Raw genomic sequence first — 13,984 nt, forward strand, 5'->3', positions numbered from 1 at the left:
CTGCTGCTGCGGCTAAGCCGAGAACTTCGAGCCGGTCGCGCACCAATTCGTCGCGCTCTAAGCCGAAGCCCGAGGTCGTGGCCGAAGCGGCGGCAGAACCTGTCGCGCAAGCCGAAGCTGGTGCGCAAGCCGATGCCGAAGAGGCCGCACCCGCACCGGTGAAAAAGGTATCGAGCCGGTCGCGAAAGCCCAAGGCCGAAACCGCCGCCGACGATGCGGCCGCGCCCAAGGCGGCTGCAAAGCCCCGCACGCGCAAGCCCGCGGCACCCAAGGCTGCCAAGGCCGAGCCCGCAGCCGCCGCCGCGCCACTGCAACCCGCGCCCGAGCCCGCCGTAGCCACCCCGGCGGCGCTGCAACCGGCGCCAGAACCACGGCCCCAGGCCGCCGCGCCAGCGCCGGCCCTCACGCCTGCGCCGCAGCCCTCGGCTGAGCCGGAAGCCGAAAGCGCAGAGGCAGAGAAAAAGCCGAAGAAACGCGGCTGGTGGTCGCTGGCGCGTTAAGGCACTGAAACAGCAAAACGCCGGGCCATGAGCCCGGCGTTTTCATGCCTGCGTATCAGCCACGGCGAATCAGATAGGTTTTGGTGCCGCCCGCCTCTGTGGCAGACACAAGCTCGTGCCCGGCATGGGTGCAGAAATGCGGCACATCCACCCAAGAGGCCGCGTCGGTGGCATGAAGCCGCACCAGCGCGCCCCTCGGCAGGCCAGCAAGCACCTTTTGCGCGCGCAGCACAGGCAATGGGCACAGTAGGCCCCGCGCATCTACCTCGGTTTCTCTATCGCTCATGTCGCCGCCCCTTTTCACTTTGCGATAGGGCGGGTGGGGCAAATTGTCCACGCGGTTGTTTGGCCACGCATTTGTGATAAGGCCGCAGGTGACACTGGTCGCGGGCAGAGGTATGGCTGAGCAATGTTTGGAATAGATCTCTTGGATGCATCTTTTCTGCCAGCGGCGCTCGTGGCGCTGACGGCAGGGCTTTTGTCTTTTCTCAGCCCCTGCGTTTTGCCGATCGTGCCGCCCTATCTTGCCTATATGGGCGGGGTCAGCATGGGCGATTTGCGCGAGGGGCGGCGCAGCGCGCTGTTGCCCGCGGTCTTCTTTGTGCTTGGGCTTTCGACGGTGTTCTTGCTGCTTGGCTTCACCGCCTCGGCCTTTGGCAGATTTTTCCTAAGCAATCAGGACTGGTTCGCAACGCTTGCGGGCATCGTGGTGATGGTGTTTGGCGCACATTTTCTGGGTGTGATCCGTATTCCGATTCTGAACCGCGAGGCGCGGATGGATGCGGGCGACCGGGGCGGTTCGGCTGTTGGTGCCTATTTTCTGGGGCTGGCCTTCGCCTTTGGTTGGACGCCTTGCATCGGCCCGCAGCTCGGGTTGATCCTGTCGCTGGCAGCGCAGGATGAAAGCATTGCGCGGGGCGGCGCGCTGCTGGCCTTCTATGCGGCGGGCTTGGGTGTGCCGTTTCTGCTGGTTGCAGCGCTATTCCCGCGTATGGGCGGGCTGATGAACTTCATGAAGCGCCACATGGAAGTGATCGAGCGCATCATGGGCCTGTTGCTGTGGACCATCGGCCTATTGATGCTGACCGGCGGTTTTTCGCAGTTTTCTTACTGGCTGCTGGAAAACGTGCCGTTCCTTGCCACGGTTGGCTGACGCTTTGTCTTTGCCGTAATGCGACACCGGGGGACACGCGCCCCCGGCCACGCTCAGCTCCAATCGGGTTTGCGTTTTTCTAGAAACGCCGCAATCCCTTCCTCGGTATCGCGCCAGAGCATGTTTTCCACCATCACCGCGCTTGCATGGGCGTAGGCATCTGCAAGCCCCATCTCGATCTGTTCGTAAAAGGCGCGCTTGCCGATCTTGACCGCGGCGCCAAGTTTTTCTGCCAGCACTGCCGCCAGTGCTGCGGTTTCCGCAGTCAACGCCTCGGGCGCGACGACGCGGTTGACTAGGCCCAGTTCGCGTGCCCGCGCGGCATCTATGAAAGCGCCTGTCGAAAGCATCTCGAACGCGGCCTTGCGCGGCACTGCGCGCGAAAGCGCCACCATCGGGGTAGAGCAGAAAAGCCCGATATTGACCCCGTTGACGCCAAAGCGCGTGCCCTCGGCCGCAACCGCCATGTCGCAACTGGCAACCAACTGGCAGCCTGCGGCGGTGGCGATGCCATGCACCTCGGCGATCACCGGCTGCGGCAGGCGCGGGATCATCTGCATCACCTCGGCGCAGCGGGCGAAAAGATGCGCGAAATAGGCGTGCCCCTTGTCGGGGCTGGCGCGGCCGGCCTGCATTTCCTTCAGATCATGGCCTGCGCAAAAGGCTTTGCCTTTGGCCGCCAGCACCACGACGCGCACGCTTTTGTCCTCGGCCAGCGCGGTAAAGGCATTTCGCAGCGCCGCCAGCATCGCATCCGATAGCGCATTATAGTTGGCGGGTGAATTCAGCACGAGGCGGGCCACCCCCGCCGCATCGCTTCGCTCAATCAACTCGGCCATTGTCATTCCCTCCCGTTTGCCGAAACACTAGGGCGAGGATGGCGCGGAGGAAAGATGCAACACCTGATGGATGCGGCGGCGTTGAATGCCTTTATTGCGCGCGATTTCACGCAAGTTGCCGAAGATTTCGCGATTGAGGCGGTTACCTCAGAGGGTATCGACGTGCGCCTGAAGGTGGCAGAGCGACACCTGCGCCCCGGTGGCACGGTTTCGGGCCCGTCGATCTTTGCGTTGGCCGATGTGGCCGTATACCTTGCGATCCTTTCGCGGATCGGGCCGGTGGCGCTAAGCGTTACCACCTCGGCAAGCCTTGATTTTCTACGCAAGCCCGCGGCGGGGCTAGACCTGATCGCGCGCACCCGGCTTTTGAAGCTTGGCCGCAACCTTGCGGTGGGTGATGTGCTGATTTACTCGGAAGGCACCTCAGACCCGGTGGCGCGCGCCACAATGACCTATTCGATTCCGCCAAAGAGTGGGGTATAATAATACCTATATTGCAAGGCATTGAAAAGTAAGGTATTAATTTGCGTCAACGCGCTTGACCTGCGCGCGCTTTTGCCTCAAAAGCCACCATCCGATGCTTACAGCTGTCGAAGGGGCGAAAGCCGATGAAAACCTATACCGCGATCCCGGCGGAGATCGAAAAGAAGTGGATCCTGATCGATGCCGAAGGCATCGTGCTGGGCCGCCTCGCCACGATCGTCGCCATGCGCTTGCGCGGCAAGCACAAACCCACTTTCACGCCGCACATGGACATGGGCGACAACGTGATCGTCATCAACGCCGACAAGGTGCAGATGACCGGCAACAAGCGCGCCGACAAGCGTTATTACTGGCACACCGGTCACCCCGGCGGCATCAAGTTCCGCACTGCGGGCCAGGTGCTTGACGGCGCGCATCCCGAGCGCGTGGTGATCAAGGCGGTCGAGCGGATGATTTCGCGCAACCGTCTGGGTGCCCAGCAGATGTCGAACCTGCGCGTCTATGCCGGTGCGGCGCATCCCCACGAGGCTCAGCAGCCCGAAGTGCTTGATGTGGCCTCGCTGAACCCGAAGAACACCCGGAGCGCATAAGATGGTTGACGACCTCAAATCCCTCGACGATCTGAAAGCCGCCGTGGCGGGCACGCCTGCCGCTGCCGCGCCGGTCGCCGCCCCCCGCCAGCCGCAGCGCGATGCGCTTGGCCGCGCCTATGCCACCGGCAAGCGTAAAGACGCGGTCGCCCGCGTCTGGATCAAGCCCGGCAAAGGCAATGTGGTGGTGAATGGCAAGCCGATGGCCGAATATTTCGCCCGTCCGGTGTTGCAGATGATCCTGAAGCAGCCCTTCACCGTGGCCGGTGTCGAAGGCGAATTCGACGTGATGGCAACGGTTGCAGGCGGCGGGCTTTCGGGCCAGGCCGGCGCGGTCAAGCACGGCATCTCGAAGGCGCTGCAGCTTTACACGCCCGAATTGCGCGGCGCGCTGAAAGCTGCGGGTTTCCTGACCCGCGACAGCCGCGTGGTGGAACGCAAGAAGTACGGCAAGGCCAAGGCCCGCCGCAGCTTCCAGTTCTCCAAGCGCTGATCGGAACCTTGCAGATTGCGAAAGGGCGGCCTTCGGGCCGCCCTTTTCATTTTGGGGTGCTGCGCAGCTTGTGGCGTAGCCAGCGTTCGACGGGTCGCTCGTAGATTCGGGCCAGAAGCAGCGCAAGCCCAAGGCTCAGCGTGCTGGCCAAGCCAAACACGGCGAGCACTTGCCAGACATTCGCCAAGCCAAGCGCCGCGCGCGAGGTTGAGCGGAACACCAGCACCGCAGCCAGCACCAGCATCGGCATGTGAAACAGGTAGATGCCAAAGATATTATGCGAAAGCATTGCCCAAGGCCCCGGCAACCGCCAGCCGCGATCAAGCCCTGCCACAAGCACCCATGCCGCAGCGGCAGAAAACAGCGCGGGCGCAAGCGTCCAGTAGAGCCGCCAGAAGGGCTCGGCCAGACCGAGCGGCGCGGGGTTTTGCACAGGCATCCAGACAATCGCCACGATCAGCGCGCCAGCGATCAGGTTTAGCACCCGGCGTGGGCCCGCGTTATGGGCGAGCCACGCGCGCAATTCGGGCCTGCGGGCAAGAAGATATGCCATACCCAACCCGATCAGGAACGGTGCAATGCGAAACCAGACGCGGAAATACAGCTCGAACATCGGGTCGGGCAACGACCGTGTGGCAATCGCGCGGGGCATGATGTCAGCAAAGGTTTCAGTCTGTGCATCGACGTAAGCGCCCCGCGCCAGCAGCGACAGGGCAAGCGCCGCCCCGATCCATAAGAGCGGTTTTCGGCAGCGCTGAAGCCAAAGCACCGCAAAAGGCAGGACGATGTAGAAGGTCATGATCGATTCCATCGCCCAACCAACAGGAATCACGCTGTAATCGCCAAGAATGAAGCCCAAGAACAGCGCCGAGCGCAGGATTTCTTGCGGATGTGAGCCTTGGGCGAGCGCGTATAGCAGCAGCGCGAGATAGTAGAGCGGCAGGATCCGCGCGACACGGCGCCCAAAATAGCCGCGCAAATTGATCGTACCGCTGCGGGAAACTTCGTGCAGCAGCGGCACCGCCAGCAGCAGTGCCGAGACCATGAACAGCAGGTCCACCCCATAGGCTTGCCACGCGACGTTCAGCGCCCCCGGTAGCCGCGCGACAAGTTCCGCAGCTGTTTCGGCAGGGCCAAAGCGCACGATTCCATGCACGACGTGAAACAGCACCACCTGCAATATCGCCACGGCACGAAAAAGGTCGATCAGGCGGCGGTTTTCAGCGGAATCAAAGATCATGCGGGTCTCATTTTGGCGCCGGTCGCAATGCCGCCGCCGGGTGCCGGCTGGGCTGAAAGCAAGCCTAAGGTCGCGTCCGCAAAAAAGAAAGTCTAGGCTTTGCGCCCATCCGTGCCACCGAACCGCGGTGGATAGGGTTCAATTCGCGGCCAGCCGCGCGCGGTAGGCGGCGATGCAGGCGGCTTCGGTGCGCTGCACGGCAGGATGTGTTCGCATTTCAGCCATCAGCGCCTCGGTCGCGGTGCGGTATTTCTCTATCGTATCGTCGCGCTCGGCGGCTGCGGCGCGGTCGATGAAATAGGTGTCTGTGTGGCGCAGCGGCGCATCGGGCGAAATCGGCACGCCGCCTCGGCCGCGCGCCCGGCGCAGAAGAAAGCTGTCATAGGTCTTGATCGGATGATGGTTGATTTGCGCCAAGTCATGCGCAATCTCGCCCGGTGCAAAGCGGCGCAGGCGTTCGTAAAGCTTGGTTTCGGGGGCCAGCGAAAAGCGCGAACCATCGGCGCGCATCACCTCGATCGGGCGCGGCAGGCGAAAGCGCATCATCGAGTGGCTGTGTACGGCGGCAAAGTTTGCAGGTGTGCGGGTCAGCGACTTTATCGGGATGTTGCTGGCATGGTTGAGAGGCAGGCGGTATCTGAAGCGCGCGCACACAGGCCCCGGTTGCCATGCCAGATGCGGTGCATTGCCGAAGTTGGCAAAGTTCAGCGCCAGAATATCGACTTCGGGCGGCACTGCGGCGATCAGGTCGTGCAGCTTGCCCGCGCCCACGTGGATGTTCAGAAACTCGTCGGTATCAAGCGCCATCACCCAAGCTGCGCGCCGCACCGGAAAGGCGCGCATCAGTGCCGCGAATCCCTTGATCTGGGGCGAGTCGCCCTCGGCGGGATGGTGCCGGATATGGCCGCAATAGCCCGCCTCTTGCAGCGCATCGAGCAGCGCATCCGACCCGTCGGTGCAGTCGTTCGAGGCGAACAGCACCGCGGCAAAGCCAAGCGCGAGGTGATGCGCCAGAAACTCGACCAGAAAGGGCCCCTCGTCTTTCTGGCATGACACCAGAACCGGTTGGCCCGGCAGCTTTTCGGCAATGCGGTTGGCGGCGGTTGTGGCATCCATTTCAGCGGCACGCTAGGGCAGGCGCGGTTGCCGCGCAATGCCGCTGGCTAGTGGAAGTCGCGGCTTGGGAACAGTTTTCTGGCCTGATCGCGCGGATGATAGGCACGAGCAGGGGGGCGCGGGGTGATGGGGCGGCGCACCTCGTCATGGCGCCCGGCGGTGGGGTCGATGGCGGCAAGCCCCGCCTGACCCAATGTGGAAAGCCGCGCCGAGACATCTTCGATCGTCTCGGCAATCAGATGCGTGACGCCGCTTTGCCGCTCTAGCCGCCCGCCCACGCGCAACAGCCTGCCCGAAAGCACGGCGCGGCGATGCGCCTGATAGACCTTGGGCCAGACCACCACGTTGCACACGCCGGTCTCATCCTCCAGCGTCACGAACACCACGCCCGAGGCGGTGCCGGGGCGCTGGCGGGTGATGACCAGCCCGCAGACCGAAACCCGTGCAGGTGCCCCGGCAAGGTGGGCGTGCGCGGTGATGCCGGGCAGGCCGGGGCGCAGCAGTTCCATCGGATGCGCGCGCAAGGAAAGGCGCAGCGCAAGGTAATCATCCACCACCGCCTCGCCCAAGGTCATCGCAGGCAGGGTCACGGGCGCTTCGACGATGCCCTCGCCTTCGACCGCGCCAGCAAACAGCGGCAGCGGGCCGGGGCCCTTGAGCGCCTGCACCTGCCAAAGCGCATCGCGCCGCGGCAGGCCCATGCAGGTGAACCCGTCCGCCTCGGCCAACCGTTCCAGCGTGGCGGGGGGTACGCCGGCGCGCCGCCAGAGGCTTTCGACATCGGGGTAGCCATTGGCGCGCGCGGCCACCACCCAGCCTGCATCCTCTTCGCGCATACCCTTGATCTGGCGAAAGCCAAGCCGCAGCGCAAGGCGACCATCGGCGCGGGGTTCCAGCGTGTTGTCCCAGTGGCTGAAGTTGGCGGCGACCGGGCGCACCTCGACCCCGTGGTCGCGCAGATCGCGCACGATCTGCGCCGGGGCGTAAAACCCCATCGGTTGCGAATTGAGCAGCGCGCAGGCAAAGGCCGCCGGGTGGTGCCGCTTGAGGTAGGCCGAGGCATAGACCAAAAGCGCAAAGCTTGCCGCGTGGCTTTCGGGAAAGCCGTATTCGCCGAACCCCTCGATCTGGGCAAAGCAGCGCAGCGCGAAATCGGGGGCATAGCCGCGTTCCAGCATCCCCGCCACGAAACGGTCGCGAAAGGTGCCAATTGTGCCCATGCGCTTGAAGGTGGCCAAGGATCGGCGCAGCCGGTCAGCCTCTTCCGCCGAAAAGCCTGCCGCGACGATGGCGATCTGCATCGCCTGTTCCTGAAAAAGCGGCACACCCAAGGTGCGCCCCAAGACCGCGCGCAGTTCGGGCGAGGGGATCTCGGGCTCTTCCAGCCCTTGGCGGCGGCGGATGTAGGGGTGCACCATGCCGCCCTGAATGGGCCCCGGTCGGATGATCGCCACCTCGATCACCAGATCATAGAACTTGCGCGGCTGCATCCGCGGCAGAAAGTTCATCTGCGCGCGGCTTTCCACCTGAAATACCCCCACCGCATCGGCGCGGCAGAGCATGTCATAGGTGCGCGCATCCTCGCGTGGCAGGTTTTCAAGCGTAAAGCGCGCACCGCCATTGTCGGCCACAAGGTCAAAGCATTTGCGGATACAGGTGAGCATGCCGAGCGCCAGAATATCGACCTTGAGAATGCCGAGCGCGTCGATATCGTTCTTGTCCCATTCGATGATGGTGCGGTCTTCCATCGCCGCGTTCTCGATCGGGCAGATCTCGTCAAGCCGGTCGCGGGTGATGACGAAGCCGCCGACATGCTGCGAAAGGTGGCGCGGAAAGCCGATGATCTCGCCGATCAGTCGCAGCGTCATCGCAAGGCGCGGCTCGTTCGGATCAAGCCCCAGTTCGCGCAGCCTTTCGGCCTCGGGGGGGTGTGCGTGCCAGCCCCAGCCGAGGTTCGCGATTGCCGCCACAAGGTCGGGCGAAAGCCCCATCACCTTGCCTACCTCGCGGATCGCGGCACGGGTGCGAAAGTGGACCACCACGGCGGTCAACCCGGCGCGGTGGCGCCCGTAGCGGGTGTAAATGTGCTGGATCACCTCTTCGCGTCGCTCGTGTTCAAAATCCACGTCGATGTCGGGCGGCTCGCCGCGGGCCTTTGACATGAAGCGTTCGAACACCATGGCGATGGTATCGGGGTGCACCTCGGTGATGCCGAGCGCGTAGCAGATCACCGAGTTGGCCGCCGAGCCGCGGCCTTGGCAAAGAATGCCGCGGCTGCGGGCAAAGGCCACGATGTCATGCACGGTCAGGAAATAGGCGGCAAAGCCAAGCTCTTGGATGATGCCCAATTCCTTGCGCACTTTGGCGGCGGTATCTTCGGGCACGCCTGCGGGGTAGCGGCGGGCAAGGCCAAGGTCGGTCAGCCGCGCAAGGCGGGCCTGCGGTGCCTCGCCATCGGTGATTTCGTCGGGGTATTGATAGGAAAGCTCGTCCAGCGTGAAGCTGCAACGGTCGGCAATTTCCACGCTGCGGGCAAGGGCGGCGGGGTGGCTGCGAAACAGCCGCGCCATTTCGCCCGGGCTGCGCAGGCGACGTTCGGCGTTGGGCAGGGCGCGGGTGCCTATGTTGTCAATCGTGCAGCCTTCGCGCAGGCAGGTCAGCACATCGGCCAAGCGGCGGCGCGCGCCGTGGTGCAAAAGCACGTCGCCCACGGCCACCATCGGCAGCGTGCTTGCCTGCGACAGCGCAAGGCTTGCGGCAAGGCGGGGGCCATCGCGCCCGTCATAGCGGGGGGCAGCGCCAAGGTAGGCCATGGCCGGAAAGCGCCGCGCCATGCGCGCCAGCACCGGGGCGGCAGTGGCGCGCGCTGCGGGGTCAAGCGCATCCCCGACCAGCGCGATCAGAACCAGCCCGTCGGCACCCGCCAGAAGATCGGCCTCGCGCAGCTCGCACTCGCCTTTACCCGCCCGCCGCTTGCCGAGGCTCAGCAGCCGCGAAAGCCGCGCATAGGCGGTACGGTCGGGCACCAGCGCCAGCCACTCGACCGGGCTGTCGGCCAGCACCAGCCGCGCGCCGATGATCAGCCGCGGCAAGGGCGGCGGGGCTGCCTTGGTACGTTCGGGCATCGGCTGCGGATCGGATGCCGTGCCCGGCCCTGCGGGCAGGGCCGGGGCCGCTTCGTCTTGCATCCGCGCCAGTTCGCGCAGCGCCACATGCGCACGCACTACCCCGGCCAGCGAATTGCGGTCGGTGATGGCGATGGCGTGCAGGCCGATCTCGGCGGCGCGCAGCATCAGCTCTTCCGGGTGCGAGGCACCGCGCAGAAACGAGAAGTTCGAGGTCACGCAAAGCTCTGCATAGGCGGGCGCACCTGCCTGACCGCGCCGGGCGAGGCTGCGGCGGGTGGCATCTGGCCCGGGGCCGGGCCGGGGCGGGGTGGGGTGCTGCTCTGGCATCAGCGGCTTGCCCGGCTTTGGGGGGCGGGGCCGCGATCTGCCATCTTGCCGTGGCGAGGCTGGCGCGAGGTGTTCATGCGAACTCTCCTTGTGCGAACCAGCCGGGGTTTTGCGGCGTATGGTAGAGCCAGAGCCTGCGGCCATCGGCGGTTTCCACTTGCCAATAGTCACGCAGGCCGCTGCGCCATGCGGGCTCGTCAAGCCACCATTCGGGGGCAATTCTTTCGGGGCCGATGGCACGGGTTGCGGCAAGCTCCATCCGCCGCCAGCGAAAGCGCCGGGGCGGTGTGCTGCTGCTGGTTGTGCCGCTCAGCGGTTCGGGCGCAAACAGCAAAAGCGGGCGGGCGGATGAAAGCGGCGCTACCAGCGCAGTCTTGCCCGCCCGTGTGGCACCGTTGCGCGCCGCGCGGGTGCCTGCTGTCTTTGCCCCCGTCTGGGGCCGCGCCGCATCTTTCTGCGCGGCCTCATCTTGCTGGGCGGTGCTTTCGGCGGCCCATGCCCCGGGTTCATGACGGATGAGACTGTGCGGGGGCGTTGCACTGGGCGCGTGTGCAAAAGCCTCTTGCGGCGCGTTCAGGCCCGCCACATGGCAGGCGACGTTCCGGTGGGGTTTTGCCACTACTTCCGCCTCGCCTACCTGCCGCGCGGACCCTTCGGTGCCGGTCGCGGACCATCCCTCTGGCGTCTCGGCCCAGATATGCGTGGGTGCGGGGGCAGGGCGGGGTGGTGCGTTTGGCGCTGCCGCGGCCCCTGCATCGGCCCAGTTGGGGTCTGCCAGCGTCAGGCCCGGCGCTGCGGGCCAGCCGGGGGCGGCCTCGGCAAAGGCGGCGGCAAGCCGCAGGAAGGATTTTTCGGGAATGTGGCTGGCCGCCGGGGCAAGCCGCCAAAGCGCCTCGAAACCCAACCGGTTGCCGAGTCGCGTCAGCAGGTCGGCCAGCGCCTCGCCACCGGGCTTGCCCGCCAGCCGTAATTGCTGCGCCCCAAGCGGTTCTGCCACCAGCACCGCAAGGCGCAGCATGTCGATGCCAAAACCCGCCTCGACCGCCTCGACCCCATGCGCAAAGATCGCTGCGATCCGCTCGGGCGCGCGCAAGGGCCGCGCCAGCCCGATTTCAACCTCGGCAGCCCCGCCATCGACGCGCCGCAGCGTCAGCCGCAGCCGCCGCGCGCCAAGCCCTGCATCCGCAAGCTGCGTGCAAAGCCGTTCAAGCAGCCGCGCCAGCCCGGCCATCACATCGGCCACAAGGCCAATCGGTTCGGGCAGGGTAAGGCGCACGGCCAGCGGTGGCGGTTCGGGCGTGGGGGCAATCGCTTCGGGGGCGGTGCCGGTGGCCTGATCAAGCCGCATCAACACCTCGGGCCCAAGCCGCCGCGCCAGCCCGGCGCGTGGCAGCGCCGCGATATCGGCGATGCGGCGCAGGCCAAGTCGGTCGAGCGCGGCCAGCGTTGGCTCGGGCAGGCGCAGCGCGGCCGGGGGCAGGGGGGCCAGCGCCGCCGCCTCGGCCCCCGGTGCTGCCACCCGCAGCGCCCCGAACCGCGCCAGCGCCCAAGCCGCGCCGGGCGTGCCCGCCGCCCCCAACCGCAGGCTCAGCCCAAGCCGTGCCAACCCGGCCGCAAGATCGGCCAGCAGCGCCGCCTCGCCACCGAACAGATGCGCGACGCCGGTGATGTCGAGCACCAGCCCATCGGTGCCATCGCAGGCCACGCGCGGTGCGAAACGCGTGGCCCAACGCGCCAGCCCGCGCAGAAACGCGGCCTCGGCCAACGGGTCTGCGGGGCGGGTGACAAGGCCGGGGCAGAGCGCACGCGCATCGCTCAGCGTCATGCCGCGCGCCAGCCCCTCGGCCTCGGCGGCGGCGGTAAGGCAGGCGAGTCGGTCGGCATTACCGGCCCGCGTCACAATGGCCAACGGCAGCGCCGCACCGCCCCCGACCCCGCGCAAGACGCGGTCCGAGGCCAGACGCGGTAGCCAGAGGCTGAGAAAGCGGCGTGTCGGGGTAGATGTTCTCATAATGTTCTTGTTACCTCTGGCCCCGACGAAAGTCGAGAGACGAGAGGGCCGCTTGCCGCCAAGCGGCGTTGTCGCAGCGCGGCAAACCGCCCGCACCCGCAGCGACCAAAGCGCCCGGCGCGGCGCGCGCGGCAGGCGAGGGCAGGGGCGCGGTACTAGGGCAGGCTTTCCGTCGCTGCCCCTGGGGTGCTCCCACCCATGCCCGTTTCCCATCTTCCTTTGCACCGCGACGGCCAATCAGGTAAGCAGCGGCAGTCGTGAAAGGACCCATAACAATGGCGCTCAGCATGCTTTCCACCTTCGTCAAACCGATGCACCCCGAGGGGCGGCGCTTTGTGGCAATTGCCGCGGCGGTGACTGCGGTGTTCTTTTTCCTCTGGCAGCCGCTTGGCTGGCTGGGGCTGGGGCTGACGGTCTGGGTCTATTACTTCTTCCGCGATCCGGTGCGGATCACGCCGCAGGGCGATGGCTTGGTCATCAGCCCCGCCGATGGTGTTGTCAGCCTGCTGGAAGCGGCGCTGCCGCCGCTTGAGCTGGAACTGGGCACCGAGCCGCTGACCCGCATCTCGATCTTCATGAGCGTGTTCAACTGCCATGTGAACCGCCTGCCGGTGGCCGGCCGCGTGGTGGCCGTGGCGTACCGACCGGGCAAGTTTCTCAACGCCTCGCTCGACAAGGCCAGCGAGGATAACGAGCGTAACGGGGTTTCGGTAGAAATGGCCGACGGGCGGCGGATCGGGGTGGTGCAGATCGCAGGGCTCGTGGCGCGCCGAATCTTGTGCTTCGTGGAGCCGGGGCAGGAATTGGCGGCGGGCGAGCGGTTCGGGCTGATCCGCTTTGGCTCGCGGTTGGATGTGTATTTGCCCAAGGGTGTGGTGCCGCTGGTGGCGATCGGCCAGAACATGGTCGCAGGCGAAACCGTGCTTGCCGATCTCGCAGGGCCGCAAGTCGCGCGCCCCGGCGTGCGGCGCTGAAGGAGGCAATGATGCGCAGACCTGAAACCCGCCCCAGAACCGAGCCGATGCCATTTCTGCTGCTATTGCCCAACCTTGTTACCATGGCGGGGCTGAGCCTAGGCTTGACCGCGCTGCGCTTTGCCTTTGCCGGGCGCTTCGAGGTGGCGGCCATTCTGCTGCTTCTGGCGGCGGTGATCGACGGGCTCGACGGATTGATCGCGCGGCGCTTGCGCGCCACCTCGGCCTTTGGTGCCGAACTCGACAGTCTTTCAGACTTTCTGAACTTTGGTGTGGTGCCGGGTCTGCTGATCTACGAGTTTACCCTTTCAGGGCGCACCGAGGGTCTTGGTGCGGGGCTCAGCTGGGTCTTGGTGCTGGTCTATGTCGCCTGCACCTGCCTGCGACTTGCGCGCTTCAACGTGGCGCGCGCCACACCCGCGCCGGGGGGCAAGCCCTTCTTCACTGGCGTCCCATCGCCCGCCGGGGCGATGCTGGCGCTGCTGCCGCTGTTTGCCGATCATGCAGGGCTCGTCGATGTCACGCAGCAACCCTTGGCCTCGGCGCTGTGGCTTGGGCTGGTGGGCGCGCTGATGATATCGCGCATCCCGACTTTTTCGCCAAAAAGCCTGCGTATTGCACAAGGTAGGGTCGGGCTGGTGCTGTTGGGCACAACGATTCTGATGGGGATGCTGTTCACGCGGTTCTGGCTGACTTTGGTGGTGCTGGACCTCGTTTATGGCGCGATGATTCTGCAAACCGTCGTTCGCCGCCGTGGCCGCGACCTCGGCTGAAGTCTGCGATGTCTGATAAAAAGCAAGTAATACCAATGCATTGCAACAAAAACACGACAACGCGCAAAATGTCTCTTGCGCTGGTCCACCGGTCTGCGTAGAAACCCCCTCACCGAAGCAGCTAAGGCTGCAACGGGGCGAGGCTGGTGCCGGTGGCACGGGTTTCGCGGATTTGAGGCGAAACAGCAGCAAGCGCTGAGAGAAGCGCTCGTTTACTGTTTTGTCTCTGTGCTCTTTGACAAGATAATTACTGAAGGGATATGTGGGCGGTTCGGGTTGTTTCGATGACTGGACGTTTGCATATCGGCTCACTAGCGCAAGCGATGATGTGAGTGTCAGCTTCACTGTTTGTCGGTC

12 protein-coding genes and 1 pseudogene are annotated in these 13,984 nt (G+C 65.4%); 7 read left to right on the plus strand and 6 right to left on the minus strand.

The window, feature by feature from the left end; genetic code table 11:
* Positions 1-500 (plus strand): annotated as a pseudogene (locus tag ABY403_RS06060) (ribonuclease E/G); the annotation flags it as partial.
* A 55-nt stretch (positions 501-555) separates the two neighbouring features.
* Here ABY403_RS06060 and ABY403_RS06065 read toward each other — a convergent pair.
* Positions 556-786, minus strand: a complete 231-nt coding sequence (locus tag ABY403_RS06065; RefSeq protein WP_372839851.1) for a sulfurtransferase TusA family protein — start codon at positions 784-786, stop codon at positions 556-558.
* A 123-nt stretch (positions 787-909) separates the two neighbouring features.
* On the opposite strand from ABY403_RS06065, the gene ABY403_RS06070 reads away from it, so the two are divergent.
* Entirely contained in the window at positions 910-1,653 is a 744-nt protein-coding gene (locus ABY403_RS06070) for a cytochrome c biogenesis CcdA family protein (protein WP_372839852.1), read from the plus strand.
* Positions 1,654-1,706: 53 nt separating this feature from the next.
* Here the strand turns inward: ABY403_RS06070 and ABY403_RS06075 are convergent, their stop codons facing one another.
* Complete coding sequence (locus tag ABY403_RS06075; RefSeq protein ID WP_372839853.1) at positions 1,707-2,492, minus strand: enoyl-CoA hydratase; 786 nt, start codon at positions 2,490-2,492, stop codon at positions 1,707-1,709.
* A 54-nt stretch (positions 2,493-2,546) separates the two neighbouring features.
* On the opposite strand from ABY403_RS06075, the gene ABY403_RS06080 reads away from it, so the two are divergent.
* From ABY403_RS06080 to rpsI, 3 genes are all read left to right on the plus strand, one after another.
* Complete coding sequence (locus tag ABY403_RS06080) at positions 2,547-2,975, plus strand: PaaI family thioesterase (protein ID WP_372839854.1); 429 nt, start codon at positions 2,547-2,549, stop codon at positions 2,973-2,975.
* A gap of 125 nt (positions 2,976-3,100) precedes the next feature.
* Positions 3,101-3,565: a 50S ribosomal protein L13 gene (rplM, locus tag ABY403_RS06085; protein WP_372839855.1), complete on the plus strand. Its 465-nt coding sequence runs from the start codon at positions 3,101-3,103 to the stop codon at positions 3,563-3,565.
* A 1-nt stretch (position 3,566) separates the two neighbouring features.
* Positions 3,567-4,058 carry a 30S ribosomal protein S9 gene (gene rpsI / locus ABY403_RS06090; protein WP_372839856.1) on the plus strand — a complete coding sequence of 164 codons (492 nt, stop codon included), beginning with the start codon at positions 3,567-3,569 and terminating at the stop codon, positions 4,056-4,058.
* Between the two features lie 46 nt (positions 4,059-4,104).
* Here the strand turns inward: rpsI and ABY403_RS06095 are convergent, their stop codons facing one another.
* The 4 genes from ABY403_RS06095 to ABY403_RS06110 form a co-directional block, all read right to left on the minus strand.
* A complete protein-coding gene (locus ABY403_RS06095; RefSeq protein WP_372839857.1) occupies positions 4,105-5,298 on the minus strand; it encodes an acyltransferase family protein in 1,194 nt (397 codons plus the stop codon).
* A 138-nt stretch (positions 5,299-5,436) separates the two neighbouring features.
* On the minus strand, positions 5,437-6,414 hold the full coding sequence (locus ABY403_RS06100) for a glycosyltransferase family 2 protein (RefSeq protein WP_372839858.1): 978 nt from the start codon (positions 6,412-6,414) through the stop codon (positions 5,437-5,439).
* Positions 6,415-6,461: 47 nt separating this feature from the next.
* On the minus strand, positions 6,462-9,869 hold the full coding sequence (locus ABY403_RS06105) for an error-prone DNA polymerase (protein WP_372839859.1): 3,408 nt from the start codon (positions 9,867-9,869) through the stop codon (positions 6,462-6,464).
* Between the two features lie 73 nt (positions 9,870-9,942).
* Positions 9,943-11,880, minus strand: coding sequence for a hypothetical protein (locus ABY403_RS06110; RefSeq protein ID WP_372839860.1), 1,938 nt, complete (start codon positions 11,878-11,880; stop codon positions 9,943-9,945).
* A 275-nt stretch (positions 11,881-12,155) separates the two neighbouring features.
* On the opposite strand from ABY403_RS06110, the gene ABY403_RS06115 reads away from it, so the two are divergent.
* Together ABY403_RS06115 and ABY403_RS06120 are read left to right on the plus strand one after the other, a co-directional pair.
* Complete coding sequence (locus ABY403_RS06115) at positions 12,156-12,854, plus strand: phosphatidylserine decarboxylase (RefSeq protein WP_372839861.1); 699 nt, start codon at positions 12,156-12,158, stop codon at positions 12,852-12,854.
* Between the two features lie 11 nt (positions 12,855-12,865).
* A complete protein-coding gene (locus ABY403_RS06120; RefSeq protein WP_372839862.1) occupies positions 12,866-13,627 on the plus strand; it encodes a phosphatidylcholine/phosphatidylserine synthase in 762 nt (253 codons plus the stop codon).
* Positions 13,628-13,984: the final 357 nt, after the last annotated feature.

It is taken from the genome of Phaeovulum sp., from assembly GCF_041596715.1.
Taxonomy (GTDB): domain Bacteria; phylum Pseudomonadota; class Alphaproteobacteria; order Rhodobacterales; family Rhodobacteraceae; genus UBA6213.

Bases quoted from the DNA above. Each gene is read 5' to 3' on its own strand.
- ABY403_RS06100 (WP_372839858.1), bottom strand. From the start codon at position 6,414: ATGGATGCCACAACCGCCGCCAACCGCATTGCCGAAAAGCTGCCGGGC.
- ABY403_RS06080 (WP_372839854.1), top strand. From the start codon at position 2,547: ATGCAACACCTGATGGATGCGGCGGCGTTGAATGCCTTTATTGCGCGC.
- rplM (WP_372839855.1), top strand. From the start codon at position 3,101: ATGAAAACCTATACCGCGATCCCGGCGGAGATCGAAAAGAAGTGGATC.
- rpsI (WP_372839856.1), top strand. From the start codon at position 3,567: ATGGTTGACGACCTCAAATCCCTCGACGATCTGAAAGCCGCCGTGGCG.
- ABY403_RS06070 (WP_372839852.1), top strand. From the start codon at position 910: ATGTTTGGAATAGATCTCTTGGATGCATCTTTTCTGCCAGCGGCGCTC.
- ABY403_RS06115 (WP_372839861.1), top strand. From the start codon at position 12,156: ATGGCGCTCAGCATGCTTTCCACCTTCGTCAAACCGATGCACCCCGAG.
- ABY403_RS06110 (WP_372839860.1), bottom strand. From the start codon at position 11,880: ATGAGAACATCTACCCCGACACGCCGCTTTCTCAGCCTCTGGCTACCG.
- ABY403_RS06095 (WP_372839857.1), bottom strand. From the start codon at position 5,298: ATGATCTTTGATTCCGCTGAAAACCGCCGCCTGATCGACCTTTTTCGT.
- ABY403_RS06065 (WP_372839851.1), bottom strand. From the start codon at position 786: ATGAGCGATAGAGAAACCGAGGTAGATGCGCGGGGCCTACTGTGCCCA.
- ABY403_RS06120 (WP_372839862.1), top strand. From the start codon at position 12,866: ATGCGCAGACCTGAAACCCGCCCCAGAACCGAGCCGATGCCATTTCTG.
- ABY403_RS06105 (WP_372839859.1), bottom strand. From the start codon at position 9,869: ATGCCAGAGCAGCACCCCACCCCGCCCCGGCCCGGCCCCGGGCCAGAT.
- ABY403_RS06075 (WP_372839853.1), bottom strand. From the start codon at position 2,492: ATGGCCGAGTTGATTGAGCGAAGCGATGCGGCGGGGGTGGCCCGCCTC.